The sequence below is a fragment of the Microcoleus sp. CAWBG58 genome, assembly GCF_020883045.1.
GTDB lineage: Bacteria > Cyanobacteriota > Cyanobacteriia > Cyanobacteriales > Microcoleaceae > Microcoleus.
Window position 1 is genome coordinate 8,540 of the sequence record NZ_JAHRFA010000089.1, and the last position, 17,770, is coordinate 26,309.

The 17,770-nt window shown below is 44.8% G+C and carries 13 protein-coding genes and 1 pseudogene; 2 read left to right on the forward strand and 12 right to left on the reverse strand.

All coding sequences use genetic code 11. From position 1 onward, the window contains the following. Nucleotides 1-209 precede the first annotated feature (209 nt). The 3 genes from QZ918_RS27730 to petL all read right to left on the reverse strand — a co-directional run bounded on the left by QZ918_RS27730 (nt 210) and on the right by petL (nt 3,795). Nucleotides 210-2,453: an ATP-binding protein gene (locus QZ918_RS27730; RefSeq protein WP_293340966.1), complete on the reverse strand. Its 2,244-nt coding sequence runs from the start codon at nt 2,451-2,453 to the stop codon at nt 210-212. Next, a complete protein-coding gene (locus QZ918_RS27735) occupies nt 2,450-3,505 on the reverse strand; it encodes an ABC transporter substrate-binding protein (RefSeq protein ID WP_293340969.1) in 1,056 nt (351 codons plus the stop codon). Before QZ918_RS27735 ends, QZ918_RS27730 begins: the two co-directional genes overlap by 4 nt. A gap of 188 nt (nt 3,506-3,693) precedes the next feature. Further along, nucleotides 3,694-3,795 (reverse strand): cytochrome b6-f complex subunit PetL, encoded by a 102-nt coding sequence (gene petL, locus QZ918_RS27740; RefSeq protein WP_194010188.1) that lies wholly within the window; start codon nt 3,793-3,795, stop codon nt 3,694-3,696. A 77-nt stretch (nt 3,796-3,872) separates the two neighbouring features. Here petL and aroB point away from each other — a divergent pair, with 77 nt between their 5' ends. Continuing rightward, the gene (gene aroB / locus QZ918_RS27745) at nt 3,873-4,967 is read left to right on the forward strand and encodes a 3-dehydroquinate synthase (protein ID WP_293340972.1); all 1,095 of its coding nucleotides are present in this window, start codon (nt 3,873-3,875) and stop codon (nt 4,965-4,967) included. Nucleotides 4,968-5,192: 225 nt separating this feature from the next. Here aroB and QZ918_RS27750 read toward each other — a convergent pair whose 3' ends face one another. Then, complete coding sequence (locus QZ918_RS27750) at nt 5,193-5,963, reverse strand: tetratricopeptide repeat protein (protein WP_293340975.1); 771 nt, start codon at nt 5,961-5,963, stop codon at nt 5,193-5,195. Nucleotides 5,964-6,149: 186 nt separating this feature from the next. Between QZ918_RS27750 and QZ918_RS27755 the strand changes: the two genes are divergently transcribed. Next, on the forward strand, nt 6,150-6,995 hold the full coding sequence (locus tag QZ918_RS27755) for an SPFH domain-containing protein (RefSeq protein ID WP_293157580.1): 846 nt from the start codon (nt 6,150-6,152) through the stop codon (nt 6,993-6,995). On the opposite strand, the gene folP is transcribed toward QZ918_RS27755, so the two are convergent. The 8 genes and pseudogenes from folP to QZ918_RS27795 form a co-directional block, all read right to left on the reverse strand. Beyond that, nucleotides 6,986-7,855: a dihydropteroate synthase gene (gene folP, locus QZ918_RS27760; protein WP_293340978.1), complete on the reverse strand. Its 870-nt coding sequence runs from the start codon at nt 7,853-7,855 to the stop codon at nt 6,986-6,988. The genes QZ918_RS27755 and folP overlap by 10 nt on opposite strands. Before the next feature lie 249 nt (nt 7,856-8,104). Beyond that, nucleotides 8,105-8,665 (reverse strand): Uma2 family endonuclease, encoded by a 561-nt coding sequence (locus tag QZ918_RS27765; RefSeq protein WP_293340981.1) that lies wholly within the window; start codon nt 8,663-8,665, stop codon nt 8,105-8,107. 421 nt (nt 8,666-9,086) lie between these two features. Further along, on the reverse strand, nt 9,087-9,812 hold the full coding sequence (gene tpiA, locus QZ918_RS27770; protein ID WP_293340984.1) for a triose-phosphate isomerase: 726 nt from the start codon (nt 9,810-9,812) through the stop codon (nt 9,087-9,089). 68 nt (nt 9,813-9,880) lie between these two features. Continuing rightward, complete coding sequence (locus QZ918_RS27775; protein WP_293151272.1) at nt 9,881-10,066, reverse strand: PCP reductase family protein; 186 nt, start codon at nt 10,064-10,066, stop codon at nt 9,881-9,883. Between the two features lie 257 nt (nt 10,067-10,323). Then, nucleotides 10,324-13,617, reverse strand: a complete 3,294-nt coding sequence (locus QZ918_RS27780) for a GAF domain-containing sensor histidine kinase (protein WP_293340987.1) — start codon at nt 13,615-13,617, stop codon at nt 10,324-10,326. Nucleotides 13,618-13,843: 226 nt separating this feature from the next. Continuing rightward, nucleotides 13,844-15,256: an RNA-guided endonuclease InsQ/TnpB family protein gene (locus QZ918_RS27785; protein WP_293340990.1), complete on the reverse strand. Its 1,413-nt coding sequence runs from the start codon at nt 15,254-15,256 to the stop codon at nt 13,844-13,846. A gap of 643 nt (nt 15,257-15,899) precedes the next feature. Continuing rightward, the gene (psbC, locus tag QZ918_RS27790) at nt 15,900-17,279 is read right to left on the reverse strand and encodes a photosystem II reaction center protein CP43 (protein WP_293340993.1); all 1,380 of its coding nucleotides are present in this window, start codon (nt 17,277-17,279) and stop codon (nt 15,900-15,902) included. 156 nt (nt 17,280-17,435) lie between these two features. Next, nucleotides 17,436-17,770: pseudogene (locus QZ918_RS27795) on the reverse strand (photosystem II D2 protein (photosystem q(a) protein)); the annotation flags it as partial.

Sequence of the window (17,770 nt, forward strand, 5' to 3'; positions counted from 1 at the left end):
TGCGCTCTCTGTGTTCTCTGTGGTAAAATCCTCTTAATATCTATTTTACATCTTTGTACACTCCATTAAGAGAAGAGTTTTGAACCGCAGAGGGCGCAGAGGACGCAGAGGGAAGAGTTTTGTGAGGGTTTTGGATGTCGTAAAAAAAACCTTTCATCCCTCCCCTCTCTGCGCTCTCTGTGTTCTCTGTGGTAAAATCCTCTTAATATCTACAGTAGTGGTTCAATTAGGCGAATAATGGCTTCCTCATCAAACTGTTGAGTTAGTTGTAACACTCGGTTCGCAAAGACTATATATTCGGGTGCCAATTTTTTTAATCGATCGGCTTCCTGGTGAATATCACTCATAAAACCACCCTGGGCGGCGGTATAGAGGGCTGTCAGTTCTTCGGCTGGTGGCATTACCATTACCATTTTAACCTCATGGGCTTTATTCTCAGCAATTTGCATGGCATCTGGTTTCATTTCTTCATAAATCCACTGCAATTCCAGGTGTTGCTGTAATTGGTTCAACAATCCAGTAAACTCGATCGGCTTCGGAAAAAAACTATTGCAACCAGCATCCAGACTTTCCTTTATATCCACCTGAGACAGGGTGGCTGGAGAAGCGATAATTGGGGTAGTCGCAAAGTTTGGCAGTTGTCGCAGGCGACGAGTCATTTCTAAGCCATCCATAATCGGCATCTGTACATCGGTAACGATCGAGTCTGGTAGTATCTGAATAGCCATGTCTAAGCCCGTTTGTCCGTTGTCGGCTTCTGCCACTTGGAAGCCTAGGGGTTTCAGCATATTTATGATAACGAGGCGATTTTCAGGGCGATCGTCAATCACCAGAATTTTGCGTTTTTTACCCTGATAGCCGATGACTTTGCGATCGGCGATCGCATCTTCTGTCATCCAATCCGATGCTACCAACAAGTCTACCTCAAACCAGAAGCTACTACCCTCACCCAGCACACTCTCCACATGAATTTCGCTACCCATTTTCAGGATAATTTGTTGGCCGATGGCAAGCCCCAAGCCAGTTCCTTCCATGTTGCGATCGCCTTTTCCAGCTTGCTCGAAAGGTAAAAAAATCTTCGATAATTTTTCCGAAACAATGCCAATACCAGTATCTTTAATCTTGAATCGAATTCTTTGGGCTGCACCGGATTCGATTGATTCTCCTACAGGTTCAACTCGGAAACTGACACTGCCAACATCGGTAAAATTGATGGCATTACTGAGCAAATTCAACAACACTTGTCGCAGTCGTTTGTCATCAGCATGGACTGCAATGGGCAGGTTGCTAGCCGGCTGATAGCGAAAATCCACGCCTTTTTGTTCTGCCTTGATCCGGCACATATCCACAGTGGAGGATAGGAAGTTTTCTAGATGGAAATCTTGGGGATAGAGTTCCATCTTGTGCACTTCCAACTTTGACAAATCCAAAATATCGTTAATGAGAGTGAGTAAATGAGAACCACACTGATGAATCACCCCTAATCCTTTCATCTGTTTGGGAGTAGTTGTCGGATCGTGTTGGAGGATTTGGGCATAACCTAAAATGCCATTGAGTGGCGTTCGGAGTTCGTGGTTCATATTAGCCAGAAATTCGCTTTTGGTACGGTTGGCAGTTTCGGCAATTTCTTTAGCTTGTTGCAATTCTTCGATAGCTGTTTTTAAATCTTGGGCTTGGAGTCTCAGTTCTTTTTGATATGCTTCTACTCGTGTAGCTGCGGATTGAATTGTCTGGGCCAAAAATAGGATTTCATTATTCGGCAATCCACTGGGTATTACTAAGTTGTCAACCTCATTCCTGTCTGTGATTGCTGCGTTCAATTTCTGGAGTGGGTTGAGGATAATTCGCTTAATTAATATTGTCATCAGCCCCAAAATTGCAGTAATCCCAATCAGGAGGGTGACGGTAGAAGTATAGAAAGTTTCTGATACTTGTTTTTGTACTTCTTCGGCATCAAGAATTGCGATCGCCAACCCGCGCCGATTTCCCTGACTAAAGATGGTACTGCTAAAGGGCAAAATTGCGACTAAAGCTGACTCGCCATCTATATTGGTTCTAAAACTTGTTTCTAAACCTGTTTCGGCCGATCGCTCTAATATTTGCTCTAATTCTGGATGAATAGTAGCATAGGCCGGATTTTTGAGTGCCGATCCGCTGCGGGCGAGGGTTTGGCCATCGGGACTGACGATCGCCACTTCCACCACTGTCGGCAACGTACCATAGTTTTGCACCACTCGTTTGATAATGCTTGTATTCCCCAGTTCGATTAATCCTTCCGTGGAAAACCCCACTCCCTGGGTAATCGATCGGGCGCGTTGTTCTAGTTCTTTCTCTAATTGTGATTGCATCAAAAAGTAATTGAATCCCAAGGTAATTAAGCCAACAGTTGCTAGAGAAATACTAAAACCCAATAATAATTGGCGAGATAAGTTCTTTCTAGGTTGCTGATTCATGGTTTCCATTCTGCCATTACTTCATTAATGAGGCTATTATCGATCTCCACATCTTGCCGAATTACTCGATTATGACGCGGATCGGATTTAAGTAATTGAATAATTTCTTCCTTGGCAGATTTGAGCCGATTTTCTGGGCCAAACATCCGCCGATTTAAAGTCATATCACCTTTTTTTAACCCAGCATAATTACTAGCAAAAGCCTCCCCAGTTTGTCCTAGTTGTTTTCCAACTGCGTTAAACACTTTTTTCGGCTGAGTTTCAACTGCGTGCATTACATCAAACCATGCCAGCATAAATTGCTTGAGTTCGGCTTTTTTTGCTTTCGCTATCTTGTCACTGGACATCAAGATATCAATTACGAGACTGTCTACTTGCTTTGTGGTGTGAATTATATTGCCTTTGACACTCTTCGCTGTCTCTCCTAGTAAAGGTTGCCACAACACACCAGCATCAATCTCACCTGCCTTAATTTTCTCGGCTGTTACATCATTGGAGTAATCCAAAATTTGTACATCAGAAGGCTTGACTTCATTGGCTTTCAATGCCTCCAGTAAAACTAAATGATTAGTGGTTCCTAGCTGTGCTCCTACTTTTTTGCCTCGCAAATTTGCTACAGATTTAATTTCTGGCTTAGCAACAATGCCATCTACTCCAGCAGAAATGTCGATCGCCATTAAAACCACCGGATTACCATTACCTGGATCGACCTGAATCACATCCCAAAGCGTAGCAAATGCGGCATCTAGTCTACCACGAATTACTGCCCGATTCGCGTCCTGGGAGTTTTCAAATAACACAAGCTCGACCTTTATTCCCCGTTGCTTGAAGATTTCCGAAGTTTGGGCATAGCGGGCAATATCATATCCAGGAAAACTGACAGTTCCAATCCGTAGCGGTTTAAGCGATTGGTTAAATCCAAAGCCACAGGCATTGGTGAGAAAAGTGAGGCAAAGGGCGATCGCAAATAAACAGAAACCTGGCTTGATATTTAACTTCGATTTTGGCTTCCAGGAAATCCTCAACATATTGATGATTGAGATAACTTTCATGACTGCGAAGTCTAGTTTGATTTAAATTTATTATATTTAAATTTTAAATTTATTATTTAAATAAGGTCGATCGCACTTACGACATCAATCTACAGATCGAACTAGAGATTTTTGGCGAAAATGCGATCGACCCGATGTTACTTTTACCAGAGATAAAATTCTCTGGTTCAGACATCTAAATTAACAAACTAGATGAGTTTGACAGCCCGGAGACCAAACATCAGCACTGTAGCCAAGCCGACCATGCCACCGAAAATTCCAAAATAAGCTATTGCTCCGGTAAGACTCATTGCAATTTCTCCAAAATAATCAATAAAAAGACCTATTAGAACTATAATCTAAAATCTAATATCTAAATTAGATAAATATGCAATCGATAATTAAAGTTGACTTGGGCCCACAATCTTACAATGTTTGCGTGCGATCTGGCGGCTTAGACGAGCTCGGTACCCTGATGGGCGATCTAAGTTTGGGCAAAAAAGTTCTTTTGGTCTCAAATCAGTCGATTTTTCGGCACTACGGCGAAAGAGCAACCGCAGCCCTCGAATCGGCCGGTCTGGAAGTCAGTACCTGCATTTTACCACCGGGCGAACAGTACAAAACTTTAAATTCCATCCAGAAGATTTACAATGCGGCTTTGGCTAACCGGTTGGAACGTTCCTCGACAATGGTGGCTTTGGGCGGCGGAGTGGTTGGCGATATGACGGGTTTTGCGGCGGCGACTTGGCTGCGCGGAATTAATGTGGTGCAGGTTCCGACTTCGCTGCTGGCGATGGTTGATGCTTCTATTGGCGGCAAAACGGGGGTAAATCATCCTTCGGGGAAGAATTTAATTGGGGCTTTTCATCAGCCGCGTTTGGTTTCGATCGATCCGGATGTTCTCAAAACTCTGCCGGCGCGGGAGTTTCGTTCGGCGATGGCGGAAGTTATTAAGTATGGGGTGATTTGGGATGCTGAATTGTTCCGGAAGTTGGAAAATTGCAAGCGCTTGGATCAAATGCGCTATGTGAAGGCGGATTTGTTGGCTGAAATTTTGAGCAGGTCTTGCCAAGCTAAGGCTGAGGTGGTAAGCAAGGATGAGAAGGAGTCGGGTTTGCGGGCGATTTTGAATTACGGTCACACGATCGGTCATGCTGTAGAAAGTTTGACTAATTACAAGGTAATCAATCACGGCGAAGGTGTGGCAATTGGGATGGCTGCGTCCAGCCGCTTGGCTGTGGAGTTGGGAATGTGGGATGCTGAGTGCGATCGCCGCCAATCTGCTTTAATTGCCAAAGCTGCTTTACCTGCTAAGTTGCCCGCAGGTGTCGATATTGAGGAGATTTTGAAGACTTTGCAACTGGATAAGAAGGTGCAGGATGGCAAGGTGCGCTTTGTGCTACCGGTGCGCTTGGGTGAGGCCGCTGTGAGCGATCGCGTGGATGGAGATGTAATTTTACAAGTTTTGAAGGAAATGCTTTAGATGGAGGCTTATCGGCGTGTTTAACCGCCGTTGAAGGCTGATTAATGCCGATCGCCACAGCATTTTTTCTCTCAATGTTCGAGCGATCGACTATCGATCTCACATCTGCTTGGATGACCATAATTAAGATTGGTTTGTAGTGAGGACTTTAGTCCTTAGAAGATGCGGACTAAAGTCCTCACTACAAACCTTTTTTATTTCAGGTATATCCAACATAATATGATTTTAAGAGCCGCTGGACTGCGAATTGATTTCCTCCAAAAGTTTATCTACTCTCGTAGCTGCTTGAGTTCTGCCCTGCTTGATAAATAACTCCTTAGCTTTTTTGAGACTGGCTAGGGCCTCTGCTTGGTCTTCCTTCGCCCCTTGCTGGTATAAACCGACTCCTAAATTGTTTAAAGCATCGGGATACTGGCTGTTAATTTTAACAGCTTGTCTCCACAGCACGATCGCCTCGGGCAACTTTCCTTGACTTGCCATCGCCACGCCCAAATCGTTGTGAGCTTTGGCGTGCTGCGGGTTGACTTCAATTGCTTTCTGGTATTGGACGATCGCATCGCTCATTTTACCTTGCCCAGATAGCAGACTTCCCAACTTATAATAAGCATCGGCTTGTTTGGGATAGCGAGCGATTAGTTGCCGGTACAAAACTTCGGCATTGACAATATTTCCTTGACCGTAGAGGTCGTTGGCAGTTCTCAAACCCACCGTGTAACCTTTGCCTACAACTTGGCACTTTTTCTCGGAGTTGCCTTCTTGTTTACAAATCTTAAGTTCGTCTCCCTTCATCTCGTAGGATAGAACTTCGCGAACTGCCGGCCCCCGGCGCGGTGGCTGCAAGTTCTGCGACTGCAAGTTTGGGGCTATTTGCACCGAAGTAGTTGATTCAGCTTGTACGGGTGGGACAACTGCCAATGCGTACATTCCAGCCACCACAATGCTTGAGCCAATCCAGGTAAAAGGTTTGAAAGGGCGAAACTCTCGATCGTTTTTCATGTCTTTTGTGGAAATGTGTTGTTGATATCCTGGGTTTCACTGCTTCGTCAAAGTCCGAACACATGGCGGCCCACCATTGATACTGTTATTAACAGTCGAGATATTTTAGCACTGTAGGGCAGACTTTGAGTTAAATTAGAGTATATTCCCGATCGATTCTCAGTCAACCTTAGCAGGAAAGTAGAAATGGGGCAGTCTATTCTCACCATGCTGTTTGCGCTCATCCTCGGCTACGCTGTTAACTCAAGCGTGAAAATAGTCAGCGGTGGCGACGAAGCTTTAGTCGAACGTTTGGGCCAATACAAGCGCACCCTCAAGCCCGGATTCCACTTTATCAGTCCCCTGATCGAAAAAGTCGTTTGCGTAGACACCAGCCGCGAACGAGTTTTAGATATTAAACCTCAATCAGCAATTACGGGCGATAATGTCGCCCTAGAAGTCGATGCCGTTGTGTATTGGCGGGTGGTGAATTTGCAGAAAGCTTATTATGGAATCGATCAAATTGAAAATGCGATCGCCAACTTAGTTTTAACGACGTTTCGCGCTGAAATTGGTCGATTGCCCATGCAAGACATCTTGGGTTCCCGAGATGACATGAATAAAAAGTTACTCAAGAAGTTGGACGAAGCTACCGAAACTTGGGGCGTCAAAGTAATTCGCGTAGAAATTCAAAGCATTACCCCTCCCAAAAGGGTGCAAGAAGCTATGGAATTGGAGCGGGCTACTAAGAGCGAATGGCAAGCAATGGTCAATAAGGCGATCGGCACTAAGGAGTACATGAGGCTCTTAGTTGAAGCTTTAGACTCCCATCCGAACAGCAAGCAAGTTTTGAATTACTTAGTAACTGAAAAATACTTAGACGCTCAACAAAAACTAGGCGAAAGCGACAACGCCAAAATTCTGTTTATGGATCCAAGAAACATGACAGAAGCCCTCAACGAGTTGATGGGTTCCATGCCGGATATCCAGCCGCACGCTCACGGTGGAGAGCGAGAACTCAAACTAATCGACCAATCAACCGCTCAAGATTGATTTCTGAAGATAGCGTCGGCAACCAAACAAACATCGTGCATTTCTCTGACATCGTGAATTCGCAAAATATCTGCCGAATTTGCGATCGCACTTGTACAAGCCGCCGCTGTCCCCCAAATTCTTTGTTTGGCTTCTGGCTGATTCAAAATGTGACCGATAAAGCTTTTGCGCGATACTCCGACTAAAATAGGACAGTCCAAATCCCGAAATTTTGGCAACTGGCGCAAAATTTCCAAGTTTTGATTGTAAGTCTTAGCAAAGCCAATACCGGGGTCGATAATTATCTGAGATTTATCAATCCCCGCAGCCATAGCGGCCACTATTCGACTATCCAAAAAATCCAGAATTTCCCCAATCAAATCCTGATAATCTGTGAGTTTTTGCATCGTCTGGGGAGTTCCTCGAATGTGCATCAAAATTATCGGCACTTGCAACTGAGCAACCGTTGACAGCATTTCCGAGTCAAAAGTTGCTCCCGAAATATCGTTGACAATATCAGCTCCCGCCTCAATCGCAGCTTTAGCAACCTGCGCTCTGGTAGTATCGACAGAAATCGGAACTGAGCTAAAAATATCTGCTTTTTGTCTCAGCATTTGTACGACAGGTATAACGCGATCGATCTCTTCTTCTAAGGATATTTCCGCTGCACCTGGCCGCGTAGATTGACCGCCAATATCAATAATATCTACCCCCGATTTGACCATAGAATCAGCTTGCGCTAAAGCTGATTCTATGGTATTGAAATCGCCACCGTCGCTAAAACTGTCAGGAGTTACGTTCAAAACGCCCATCAAATAAGTGCGTTTTCCCCACTCGAAAGTTTTATTTCTAATAATAATTTTGACTGGGTTATCTGTCATGGCGAGTGAGATTTTAGATTTTAGATTTTAGGTTTGATATTGTGTTCCGTGAATTAGCATAACAAAAACGGTTCGTAGTGTGGAATGGAAGTCCGCTCTCCGGCTGCGGACTAAAGTCCACACTACGAACAAAAACGGCTTGTAGTGTGGACTTCAGTCCGCAGCCTCAGAGCCGACTTCCATTCCATACTACGAAATAATTTTCTTAAAAAAACCCGGTTTCTTATAGTTGGATGCGTCCAAGATTCTTCAAGCAAAACTCAACCAGCTAAAAACATTATCAACCGTCAATTCTAACTCAATTCCATTAATAATTGGCAGTTGATCTGTACCGAGGTACAATTCTACTTTTTGTCCGGGAAATACTGCTAAAATACTTTCTTCCTCTGGATCTAGCAACCAACCCAACTCTGTACCGTGTCGCGAACAGTGCAGCAATTTACCAAGGACTTTTGTTTGGCTTTGGTTTGGGGATAAAATTTCGATCGACCAATCTGGATTAATTTCAAAGATGTTGGCAATTCTACCCGAAGGCAAAAAAGGAATTCTTTCCCAGCGGAATACTGCTATATCTGGTACGATCGACTTACCGCCAAAAGTGCAGCGCAACTCGGAAAAAGCTTTGGCAATTTTGCGAGTTTGCGCTACTCGATCGATAGTTTTGCAGAGTTCAACTTGAAGTATGCTATGTTCGCCTTGAGGCATGGGTTTCTGAAGGATATCTCCGTCAATAAATTCTGAGGCCGGTTCAGTTTCAGGAAGTTTGAGGAACTCCTCTAAAGCGGGTTTGGATTGAACGATCGCATTCATGGAACAATTCTCTCGATCGAAAAAACACTCAAAGGCACACTACAATTATAGGCGATCGCTATCGTCAGATAATTAGATACTAGAGAAAGGGAGCAAAACGCACCAGATCGACTGGATACCAAAAGCCAATGTCCGTGATGGAGCGATCGATCTAAATCTACAACAATTCCCGCCGTTGACATTAATGGAATTGAAGAAAGCTGTCAGCCTAAAAAGTGGTTAGGAATGAGAATTAAATAACTTACAATTTTTATTATTCTTGTGGGACGGGCGGGACGCCCATCCCACAAATATGTGTAAAATATTTAATTCGCGAGCCTTAGTTTCCCCATCATCAACTAATACTCGAAGGTTTTGGGGTAACTCGTACAGATTGTCATTTCTCCACATCAAAACTATTCCTACAACCACCAATTACCAATTATTTGTAATTGACAATTCTATCGAAACTAGCAGCTTCCAAACTCGCACCACCTACCAAAACCCCATCAATTTCAGGCATCGCCATAACTTCATCAATATTCTCTCCTTTCACAGAGCCACCATACTGAATCGGCACATCAGGATTAGTCAATTTAGAGCGAATCAAACCAATAACTCGGTTAGCTTCCTTCGATTCGCAAGTGTCGCCAGTGCCGATCGCCCAAATCGGTTCGTAAGCTATTACTAAGTTATCTTGGTCAACACCAACCAAATCCTGCGCTAACTGAGAAAAAATATGAGCTTCCGTTTCCCCGGCATCCCGTTGTTGCTTCGTCTCTCCCACGCACAGAATCGGAATTAAACCGGATTTCTGAGCAGCTTTCAGCCGCAAATTCACCGTTTCGTCGGTTTCCCCAAAATATTGGCGGCGCTCGCTGTGCCCGATGATAACGTAGCGCACCCCAAGCTCTGTCAGCATCTGCCCGGAAATTTCACCAGTATAAGCTCCAGACTCTTGCCAGTGGACATTCTGGGCACCGAGTCTAATCCGGCTTCCGTGCAGGTTTTTCGAGAGGACACTCAAATCTGTGAAGGGAACGCAAAGCACGACTTCTCGTTCTTCTGGGGTTTCCGTCAGGCAGGACATGAATCCTTGAAGAAACTCTAGGGATTCTGCCCTAGTTTTGTACATTTTCCAGTTGCCAGCTATAACTATTTTCCGCACTACTTTTTTAAATCCTTGTCCTTACAACGCATTTTATAGTCTAAAGCTTTAGGGTACATTTCGATCCCTCATTGTCCAAACTCGATGCGAGCTTGCTCAACAAAGTCAATGGTGACGACTTCTGTTTCGGCTTCGCGGGCCAATTGCTCGATCCGCACGCGGGCTTGTCCCCGGACAAAGTAGGGAATATTTTTCAGCTTGGCCTTAGCTTCAGCCGTCCATTTTAAATCATCTGAGAATTCGGAATCTGGCATGGCGTATCGGGCGATCGACTGCAAGCGCTCAGTTCTGTACTTTGACAAAAGTCTGTCTGGCTATTCAATTTACCATGTTTTGGGGCCAACCTATTCTGCGAGCAACGCTTGCGGGCGATCGAACTCTCTTCAACTCGGCGGTTGAAACGCAGACTCTACATCAACAAAGCTAACCTTAGGGTGCGTCACGGGGCCGGAATCCTTGAGCAGGTGACGAAAACATTTAGCCCGCTGACGCACCCTACAATAACTAATGACTACTGACTGCTGACTGCTCGCTGATGTCGGATCGGAATCTCGATCGCAAATTCAGTACCCTTGCCAGATTCTGAACTGCACTTTAAAACACCGCCGTGTTTCTCTACCACAATTTGGTAACTAATTGACAGTCCCAATCCAGTACCTTTGCCCACCGGCTTAGTCGTGAAAAAAGGGTCAAATATCCGTTCTCTAATCGATTCCGAAATTCCAGAACCGTTGTCAGCAATCCGAATCACCGCGCTCGGAACATTGCCATTAAGTTGACCGACAGCAGTAGAGATTTTAATTTGAGGACTCACTGATTTGCGATCGCTCAACTTTTCCGATTGCAAAGCATCGATCGCATTTCCGATCACATTCATAAACACCTGATTCAACTGTCCAGCATAACACTCAACCAGAGGCAAATTGCCGTACTCCTTAACTAGCAGAATGTTGGCACTATCCGAACTAGATTTCAGCCTGTGCTGCAAAATTAACAGCGTGCTGTCAATGCCCTCGTGAATATCGACATCCTTCATTTGACTTTCATCCAAACGAGAGAAAGTCCTCAAAGACAAAACTATTTGACGAATGCGATCGGCTCCCACCTGCATAGACAATAGCAACTTCGGCAAATCTTCCACCAGAAATTTCAAGTCAATATCTTCTGCCAACTCGCCAATCTCAGGACTAGAATCGGGATATTGCTGCTGGTAAAGTTCCAGCAAACTTAGCAAGTTTTTAGTATAATCAGTAGCGTGATTGAGATTGCCGTAAATAAAATTAACTGGATTGTTAATTTCGTGAGCAATGCCCGCCATCAGTTGCCCCAAACCAGACATTTTTTCAGTCTGAATCAATTGAGCTTGAGTGTGCTGCAAATCCTTTAAATTTTGAGCTATTTGTGCTGATTGGCGTCTGGTTTCCTCCAGCAAATCGGCTTGTTGGATAGCTGCGCCTAACTGATTGGCAATCTGAGCTAAAAACTTAACTTCTGAACTTTCCCAACAGCGCGGCCCAGAATGTTCGTAGGCTACCAACAAACCCCAAAGTTCTTGTCCTACAAAAATCGGCGCGATCGCATATGCCTGCACCTGAAAATGCTCTAAAATAGTGAAGTTGCACTCCGAGTGACAAGCTTGATAGATATCGTCAACGACTAGAATCTCATTATTGAGATACCGGCCGCCTCGGTGTTCCTGCAAATAACTATTTTCCCAAACCGTATTGATATCTTCGCCTACCAATCTGATCCAACCGTCTTTCACAAACTCGGCAACATATTTTCCGCTCCAATCAGAATTAAAGCGATATACAGCAATTCTATCAACCTGCATAAACTGACAAACTTCTTGAGTTGCTGTCTTAAAAATTGCATTAAGATCGAGAGATTCTCGAATCTTTACTACCACTTCAAATAGTATCCGCTGCTGTTCAGTAGCTTGCTGCAAATCAACAGCTTGCTGCTGAGTTTGAGCGAGCAAATCCGCTTGTTCTAGAGCGATACTTAACTGAGCAGAAACTTGAGTGAGAAACTGAATTTCGGAAGATTCCCAGTTGCGGGGAGCCGAACACTGATGCACGCATAGCAGCCCCCAAAGCTCGCTGCCTTTCATTACGGGTGCAACTAAAGTCGCTTTAATCTGAAATTGCTCCAATATTTTCCGAAAGCAATCTTGTAATTCGGCTTGTCTGATGTCTGCCAATGCGTGTACTCGCCCCTGAGAGTAAAGATTGGCGTAGTTTTCTCCAAAACAGCGATCGTTGACTCGGACTGCCATTGCCGATCTAAAATCTGGAAAAACATCTTCGGCAACGAATTCGCCGTCGTTAAATTCCGATGCGGGATCGAAACGGTAAACCCCAACGCGATCGGCATTTAAAGCCGCTCGCACTTCCTGGGACATCGTGGTAAAAATATCGTTCAAGTCGAGAGATTTCCGCATTTTAGCCACCACTTCAAACAGCACTCGCTGCTGTTGAGTTAACTGTTGCATTTGATCTGTACGTTTTTGAACTTTATTTTCTAGATTTGCGTTAAGTTCTTCTATTTCTTGGTACAGCTTGTATTGGTTAATTGCCTGAGAATAATGGCTACAAAAAGTTTGTAATAATTCTATTTCTTCAACATTCCATTCGCGAATTTGGGCTGTTTTTGACTCTTTCCACGCTTCAAAAGATATCCGAGATTGAGCGAGTCGTCCGTCGGTATCTAATTGTCCTGCCCAGAGAGTTTCGGTGTCAAATTCTTCTCTAAAAATGCTCAAGTAACCGAATATTTGCTGCCTGGTTCTGAGTGGTGCGATTAAAATGCTGCGGATTTTTGTCGATCGAAATGCAGGTTGCAGGCTTCTCAAACTGCTAATTTTGTACAAGTCGGGAATTGCCCAAACCTGTTGCTCGCTGGAGTTAAAATATTCGTGCCAGACGCTGTATAGCTCTATCTGCTGGTATTTGGCAGAAATAGGCATTCTCGGGCCTGAGCCACAAGTGTAGACTTTGAGTGCCTCTGTGGAATTGTCCGAGTAGGGTAGTAAACTCGCGAGATTGTTGCTGTGGAAAATGCAAAGCCTGCCGCCTGCTGCCTCTAGTGCAGCTACACATTCTGTCAAAGCTGCTTGCAGTTCGATCGCGGGCTGGGAGTGCAGGGCTGCTGCGACGCGGTTGACGGCAGCTTCACGCTCAGCTTTGGCCTTGGTTCGCCAGAGGAGGGTTGATTGGGCGATCGCGACTGCGAGCTGATCTGCCACCATCTGAACGTCTTGCAGTTCGTCCTCTGCGACACTCCGGGACTGGGAGTGGTGAGATACCAACAACCCCCACAATTCTTTGCCGTGAAAAATTGGTACTACCAAGGAAGCTTTAACGCCGAGTGCAGTCAAGTATTCAGCGTGGCAGGGGTCGATCGTCCTGTACAGCACTTCATCGGGCAGCATTTGACCGGAAACCTCGTCGCGGCGGGGACTTTGACCTAGCAACCCGGAATCGATATCGACGATCGATCGCACCTTTACTTGGGCGAACAGTTCGCGGGCGTGAGGGGGAATATCGTCTGCTGGAAAATGCAGCCCCAATAATGATGGCAAGCGGTTGCCGTTAATTGATTCAGCAATCACTTCACCGCTGCCATCGCTATGAAATTTATAGATTTTTACCCTGTCTGTTCCCAAAAACGATTGAAGTTCCGCTGCTGTGGCGCTGAGAATTTCTGGCAATTCTAGGGAGCGGCGAATGCGGTTGGCGATGCGATCGAGTAAATTTGCTCGATCGTCAATCACCTTGACATTTTGGATCTTTAATGAGTCCATTCTTAATCTTTTGCTTTCCCAGCAATAATAATAATTGGCTAAAAAGTTTTGTGGGTGTTATCAATTTTTGCAAGCACAGGCATTTAATAAAAGTAGATTAGTTTTGCACACCTAAGGATCTACCTTCAAACTGCAACTTCCTAGTGCAATTTTTAATTGTGTGTGGATTTAAACTTTTGTACCTTAATTAAATTTGACACTCTCAGCGCTAAAGCGATTGAGATTCTTAAGACATTGCGGCCTTAATATCCCTATTGCTAGGGTTCCCAAACTCAGCACGTTTGCTCGCAGAGCGTGCTGATATCTTTTGGGCGTTTAGGTGTTCAACACCAGGTTTCGCAGAGTCCCCACGTACCATTCTCAAAGCTCTATCTCTAATCGTTTTTGCAGCGCCAATATCCGCGTGTTCGTGATATCCACATTCCACACAGATGAACTTTTCGCCATCTCTGTTGGATTTATCGATATGACCGCAATTCCTGCATTCTTGGCTGGAGTGCTTAGGATTAACTTTGATTACAATTTTTCGTTGCTTTGCAGCCACATACTCAATCTTTAATCCCAAATCGCCCCAGCTTGCATCAGAGATAGCACGATTCAATCCCTTTTTTCTGGATTGCCCATTCTTCAGAAACCTCCCAGTTTTTTCATCACTTTTTACTTTACATCGACGCATCATACCAGAGATGTTCAAATCTTCTAAGGCGATTACATCAACGTTACGAGATACTATTAAATTCGCAGTTTTCCATTGATGTGCTTGACGCTTATCGCTAATCTTTTGATGGAATTTGCTAACTCTGATAGCTGCTTTTTTGCGATTTTTACTACCCTTAATTTTCCGACTAACCCGTCTCTGTCTAATTTTCAGAGTGCGTTTAGCCTTTTTATTCGTCGAAAACTTGGGATTTTTGATTTGGTATCCATCAGAAAGGTGAACCAGTTTCGTGATTCCTAAATCGCAACCTATTACTTTGGGGTGAGCGCCAACAGGAGTAGCACTGTATTCAGGTACAGATTTATCCTCTATTCTAATAGAAACATACCAGCCATTCTGGCGTTTTCTAACCACGCAAGCCTTGATGGTAAACCCATCGGGGATTGAGCGAGAGTTGTAAAACCGCATCCATCCCACTTTTGGTAGGTAAATTTTATTGCCCTTGATTTTTACTCCCATTACGAAAGTAAAAGATGTGAAGTTGCTGCGGTTTTTAAATTTAGGAAATCCCCTACCTTCAAAGAAGTTTTTGTAGGCAATGTCTAAGCGTTTAACATTCTGTTGTAAAACAGTTGAGTCAATTCCACTATACCAAGGTCTAGCCATTTTTAACTCAGGTAACGCTGTAATCTGAATGTCACCAGCACTTCGACGAGGATTTCTAGCTTTACCTTCTTTGTCAGACTTAGAGTCTTTCCAAGGATTTCCGGTTGCGCCACTTTTACTTACGAAGCAGGTCAATGGTGAAGCTTCGCCTTTCATTCTGATATCACAGTAATTGCCTTGAATAAACTGCTGATTATACTGACAAATTCTGTCATTTAAGCACCAATTATACTGGCTTCGTAGCATATCTATCCAAGCAGACATTTTTGATGATTGTGTTTGATTAGGGCGCAACTTATAAACATAGTTCGTCAACAATCTTTCTCACCTCCTTGCTTACATCTTAACGTCTTTCTCTGCTTTTAAATGTTACGAATTAAGAAAGATTCAAGGTGGTTGCAACCGCCCGTGCCGCTTACATCTCAGGTCTAAAGACTCAGAGTTTTCCGCTTGCTGAATGTTTTTTTATAAACTTTGTAGAGCAGGCCTGCAAGTTCTTGACCCCAACTTATCAAAATTGTCAAGTCTCAAGAATTGTGGAGTTATTAGAACATCAAGTTGAAAACCCCGTCCGGATCGGACGACTTTTTTCCATTGTCAAGTAAAATAAAAAATCCATTTTAACCTAATGAATATGGTATAACAACTAGATGGGACAAGATGTAAAAACCTACCCCCAAAATGAGTAAAACTCTACGCACAAAACATTTTTCAGGAGATATGACAGGAGCAGCTATGCTACTTTCGGCAGTCAGCGAAAAGAACCAAGTGCGATCGGGATATTTTGATACAAATGTCTGAAAAATCCTCGTGTCAGTATGCCGGGGAGTGTCAATAAAACAAAGGCTGTTCATCGATCGCAACATAACTTGTTCGAGATATTGGCTCAAAAAAAAGCTCCTGCCGTTAAGCAGGAGCCTTTTTCGATTAGACAATCAAATCAGCACAAAGGCGATGATTAGTCCAAATCAGGCATAGAAAGAACCGCTTCATTTTCGCGATTGATACCTCTTTCAAAGCCAGCGACAGCCGCGCGAGCGCGACCAGCGTGCCACAAGTGGCCGACCAAGAAGAAGAAACCCATCACAAAGTGGAAACAGGCCAACCAAGAACGGGGAGAAGTATAGTTAAAGGCGTTAACTTCAGTTGCCAAGCCGCCCACAGAGTTCAAAGAACCCAAAGGAGCGTGAGTCATGTACTCAGCAGCGCGGCGAGCTTGCCAAGGCTGAATATCATTCTTGATTTTGTTCAAGTCCAAACCGTTAGTACCGCGTAAGGGTTCCAACCAAGGGCCTTGGAAATCCCAGAAACGCATCGTTTCACCACCGAAAATGATTTCGCCAGTAGGAGAGCGCATCAGGTATTTACCCAGACCGGTAGGGCCTTGTGCAGAACCGACGTTAGCACCCAAGCGTTGGTCGCGGATCAGGAAGGTCAAAGCTTGTGCTTGAGAAGCTTCCGGGCCCGTCGGGCCGTAAAATTCGCTAGGGTAAGCAGTATTGTTGAACCAGACAAAGCAGCAAGCGATGAAGCCCATGAGGGACAAAGCGCCCAAGCTGTAGGACAGGTAAGCTTCGCCAGACCAGATTAAGGCGCGACGAGCCCAGCCGAAAGGCTTGGTCAAAATGTGCCAAACACCACCAGAGATACAAATCAGGCCGAGCCAGATGTGACCGCCGATGATGTCTTCCATGTTGTTAACGCTGAGCAGCCAGCCTTCGCCACCAAAAGGAGCGCGAACCAAGTAGCCAAAAATCACAGCGGGGTTGAGGGTTGGGTTCGTGATAATACGCACGTCGCCGCCGCCCGGAGCCCAAGTGTCATAGACACCGCCGAAGAACATGGCCTTAGCAACCAGCAGCAAGCAACCGCCACCCAATAAAATCAGGTGATAGCCGATGATGTTGGTCATTTGGTTCTTGTCTTTCCAGTCGTAGCCGAAGAAGTTCGAGTATTCTTCGAGCACTTCTGGGCCGCGAACAGCGTGATAAATGCCGCCCAAACCGAGAACCGCAGAGGAAATCAAGTGCAGTACGCCAACGACGAAGAACGGGAAAATATCCGTGACTTCACCGCCGGGGCCGACGCCCCAACCCAAAGTAGCGACGTGGGGCATCAAGATTAAGCCCTGTTCGTACATGGGTTTTTCTGGGATAAAGTGAGCGACTTCAAACAAAGTCATTGCTCCGGCCCAGAACACGATCAAACCAGCGTGAGCGACGTGTGCGCCCAGCAGTTTGCCTGAGAGATTGATCAAACGAGCGTTGCCTGACCACCAAGCGAATCCGGAGGATTCTTGGTCGCGACCGCTTGCATAGGAATTAGAGAGCGTTACCACGCGGTAGAACCTCCAACGATGTTAGTTTTTGGATTTCGGTTTTTTTGTTCTCCGGGTGACCGCAGGAGCACTGCGTCCACCCGGTGAATAGGAATTTGGATTTCTAGTTTGAATTTAAAAAACATAAATTAAGCTGAAATCCAAATCCTGATTTTTTTAAAGTGCGTTACCGCGAGGCAGAACTTCTTCAGGGAAGATGAAGTTTTCGTGGGGTTGGTCGGTCGGAGCCATCCAAGCACGAATGCCTTCGTTAAGCAGAATGTTCTTAGTGTAGAACGTTTCAAACTCAGGATCTTCAGCAGCGCGCAATTCTTGTGATACGAAGTCATAAGCACGCAGGTTTAATGCTAAACCGACGATACCAATGGAGCTCATCCACAAGCCTGTGACGGGTACGAACAGCATGAAGAAGTGCAACCAACGTTTGTTGGAGAAAGCAATTCCGAAGATTTGCGACCAAAAACGGTTAGCTGTAACCATGGAATAGGTTT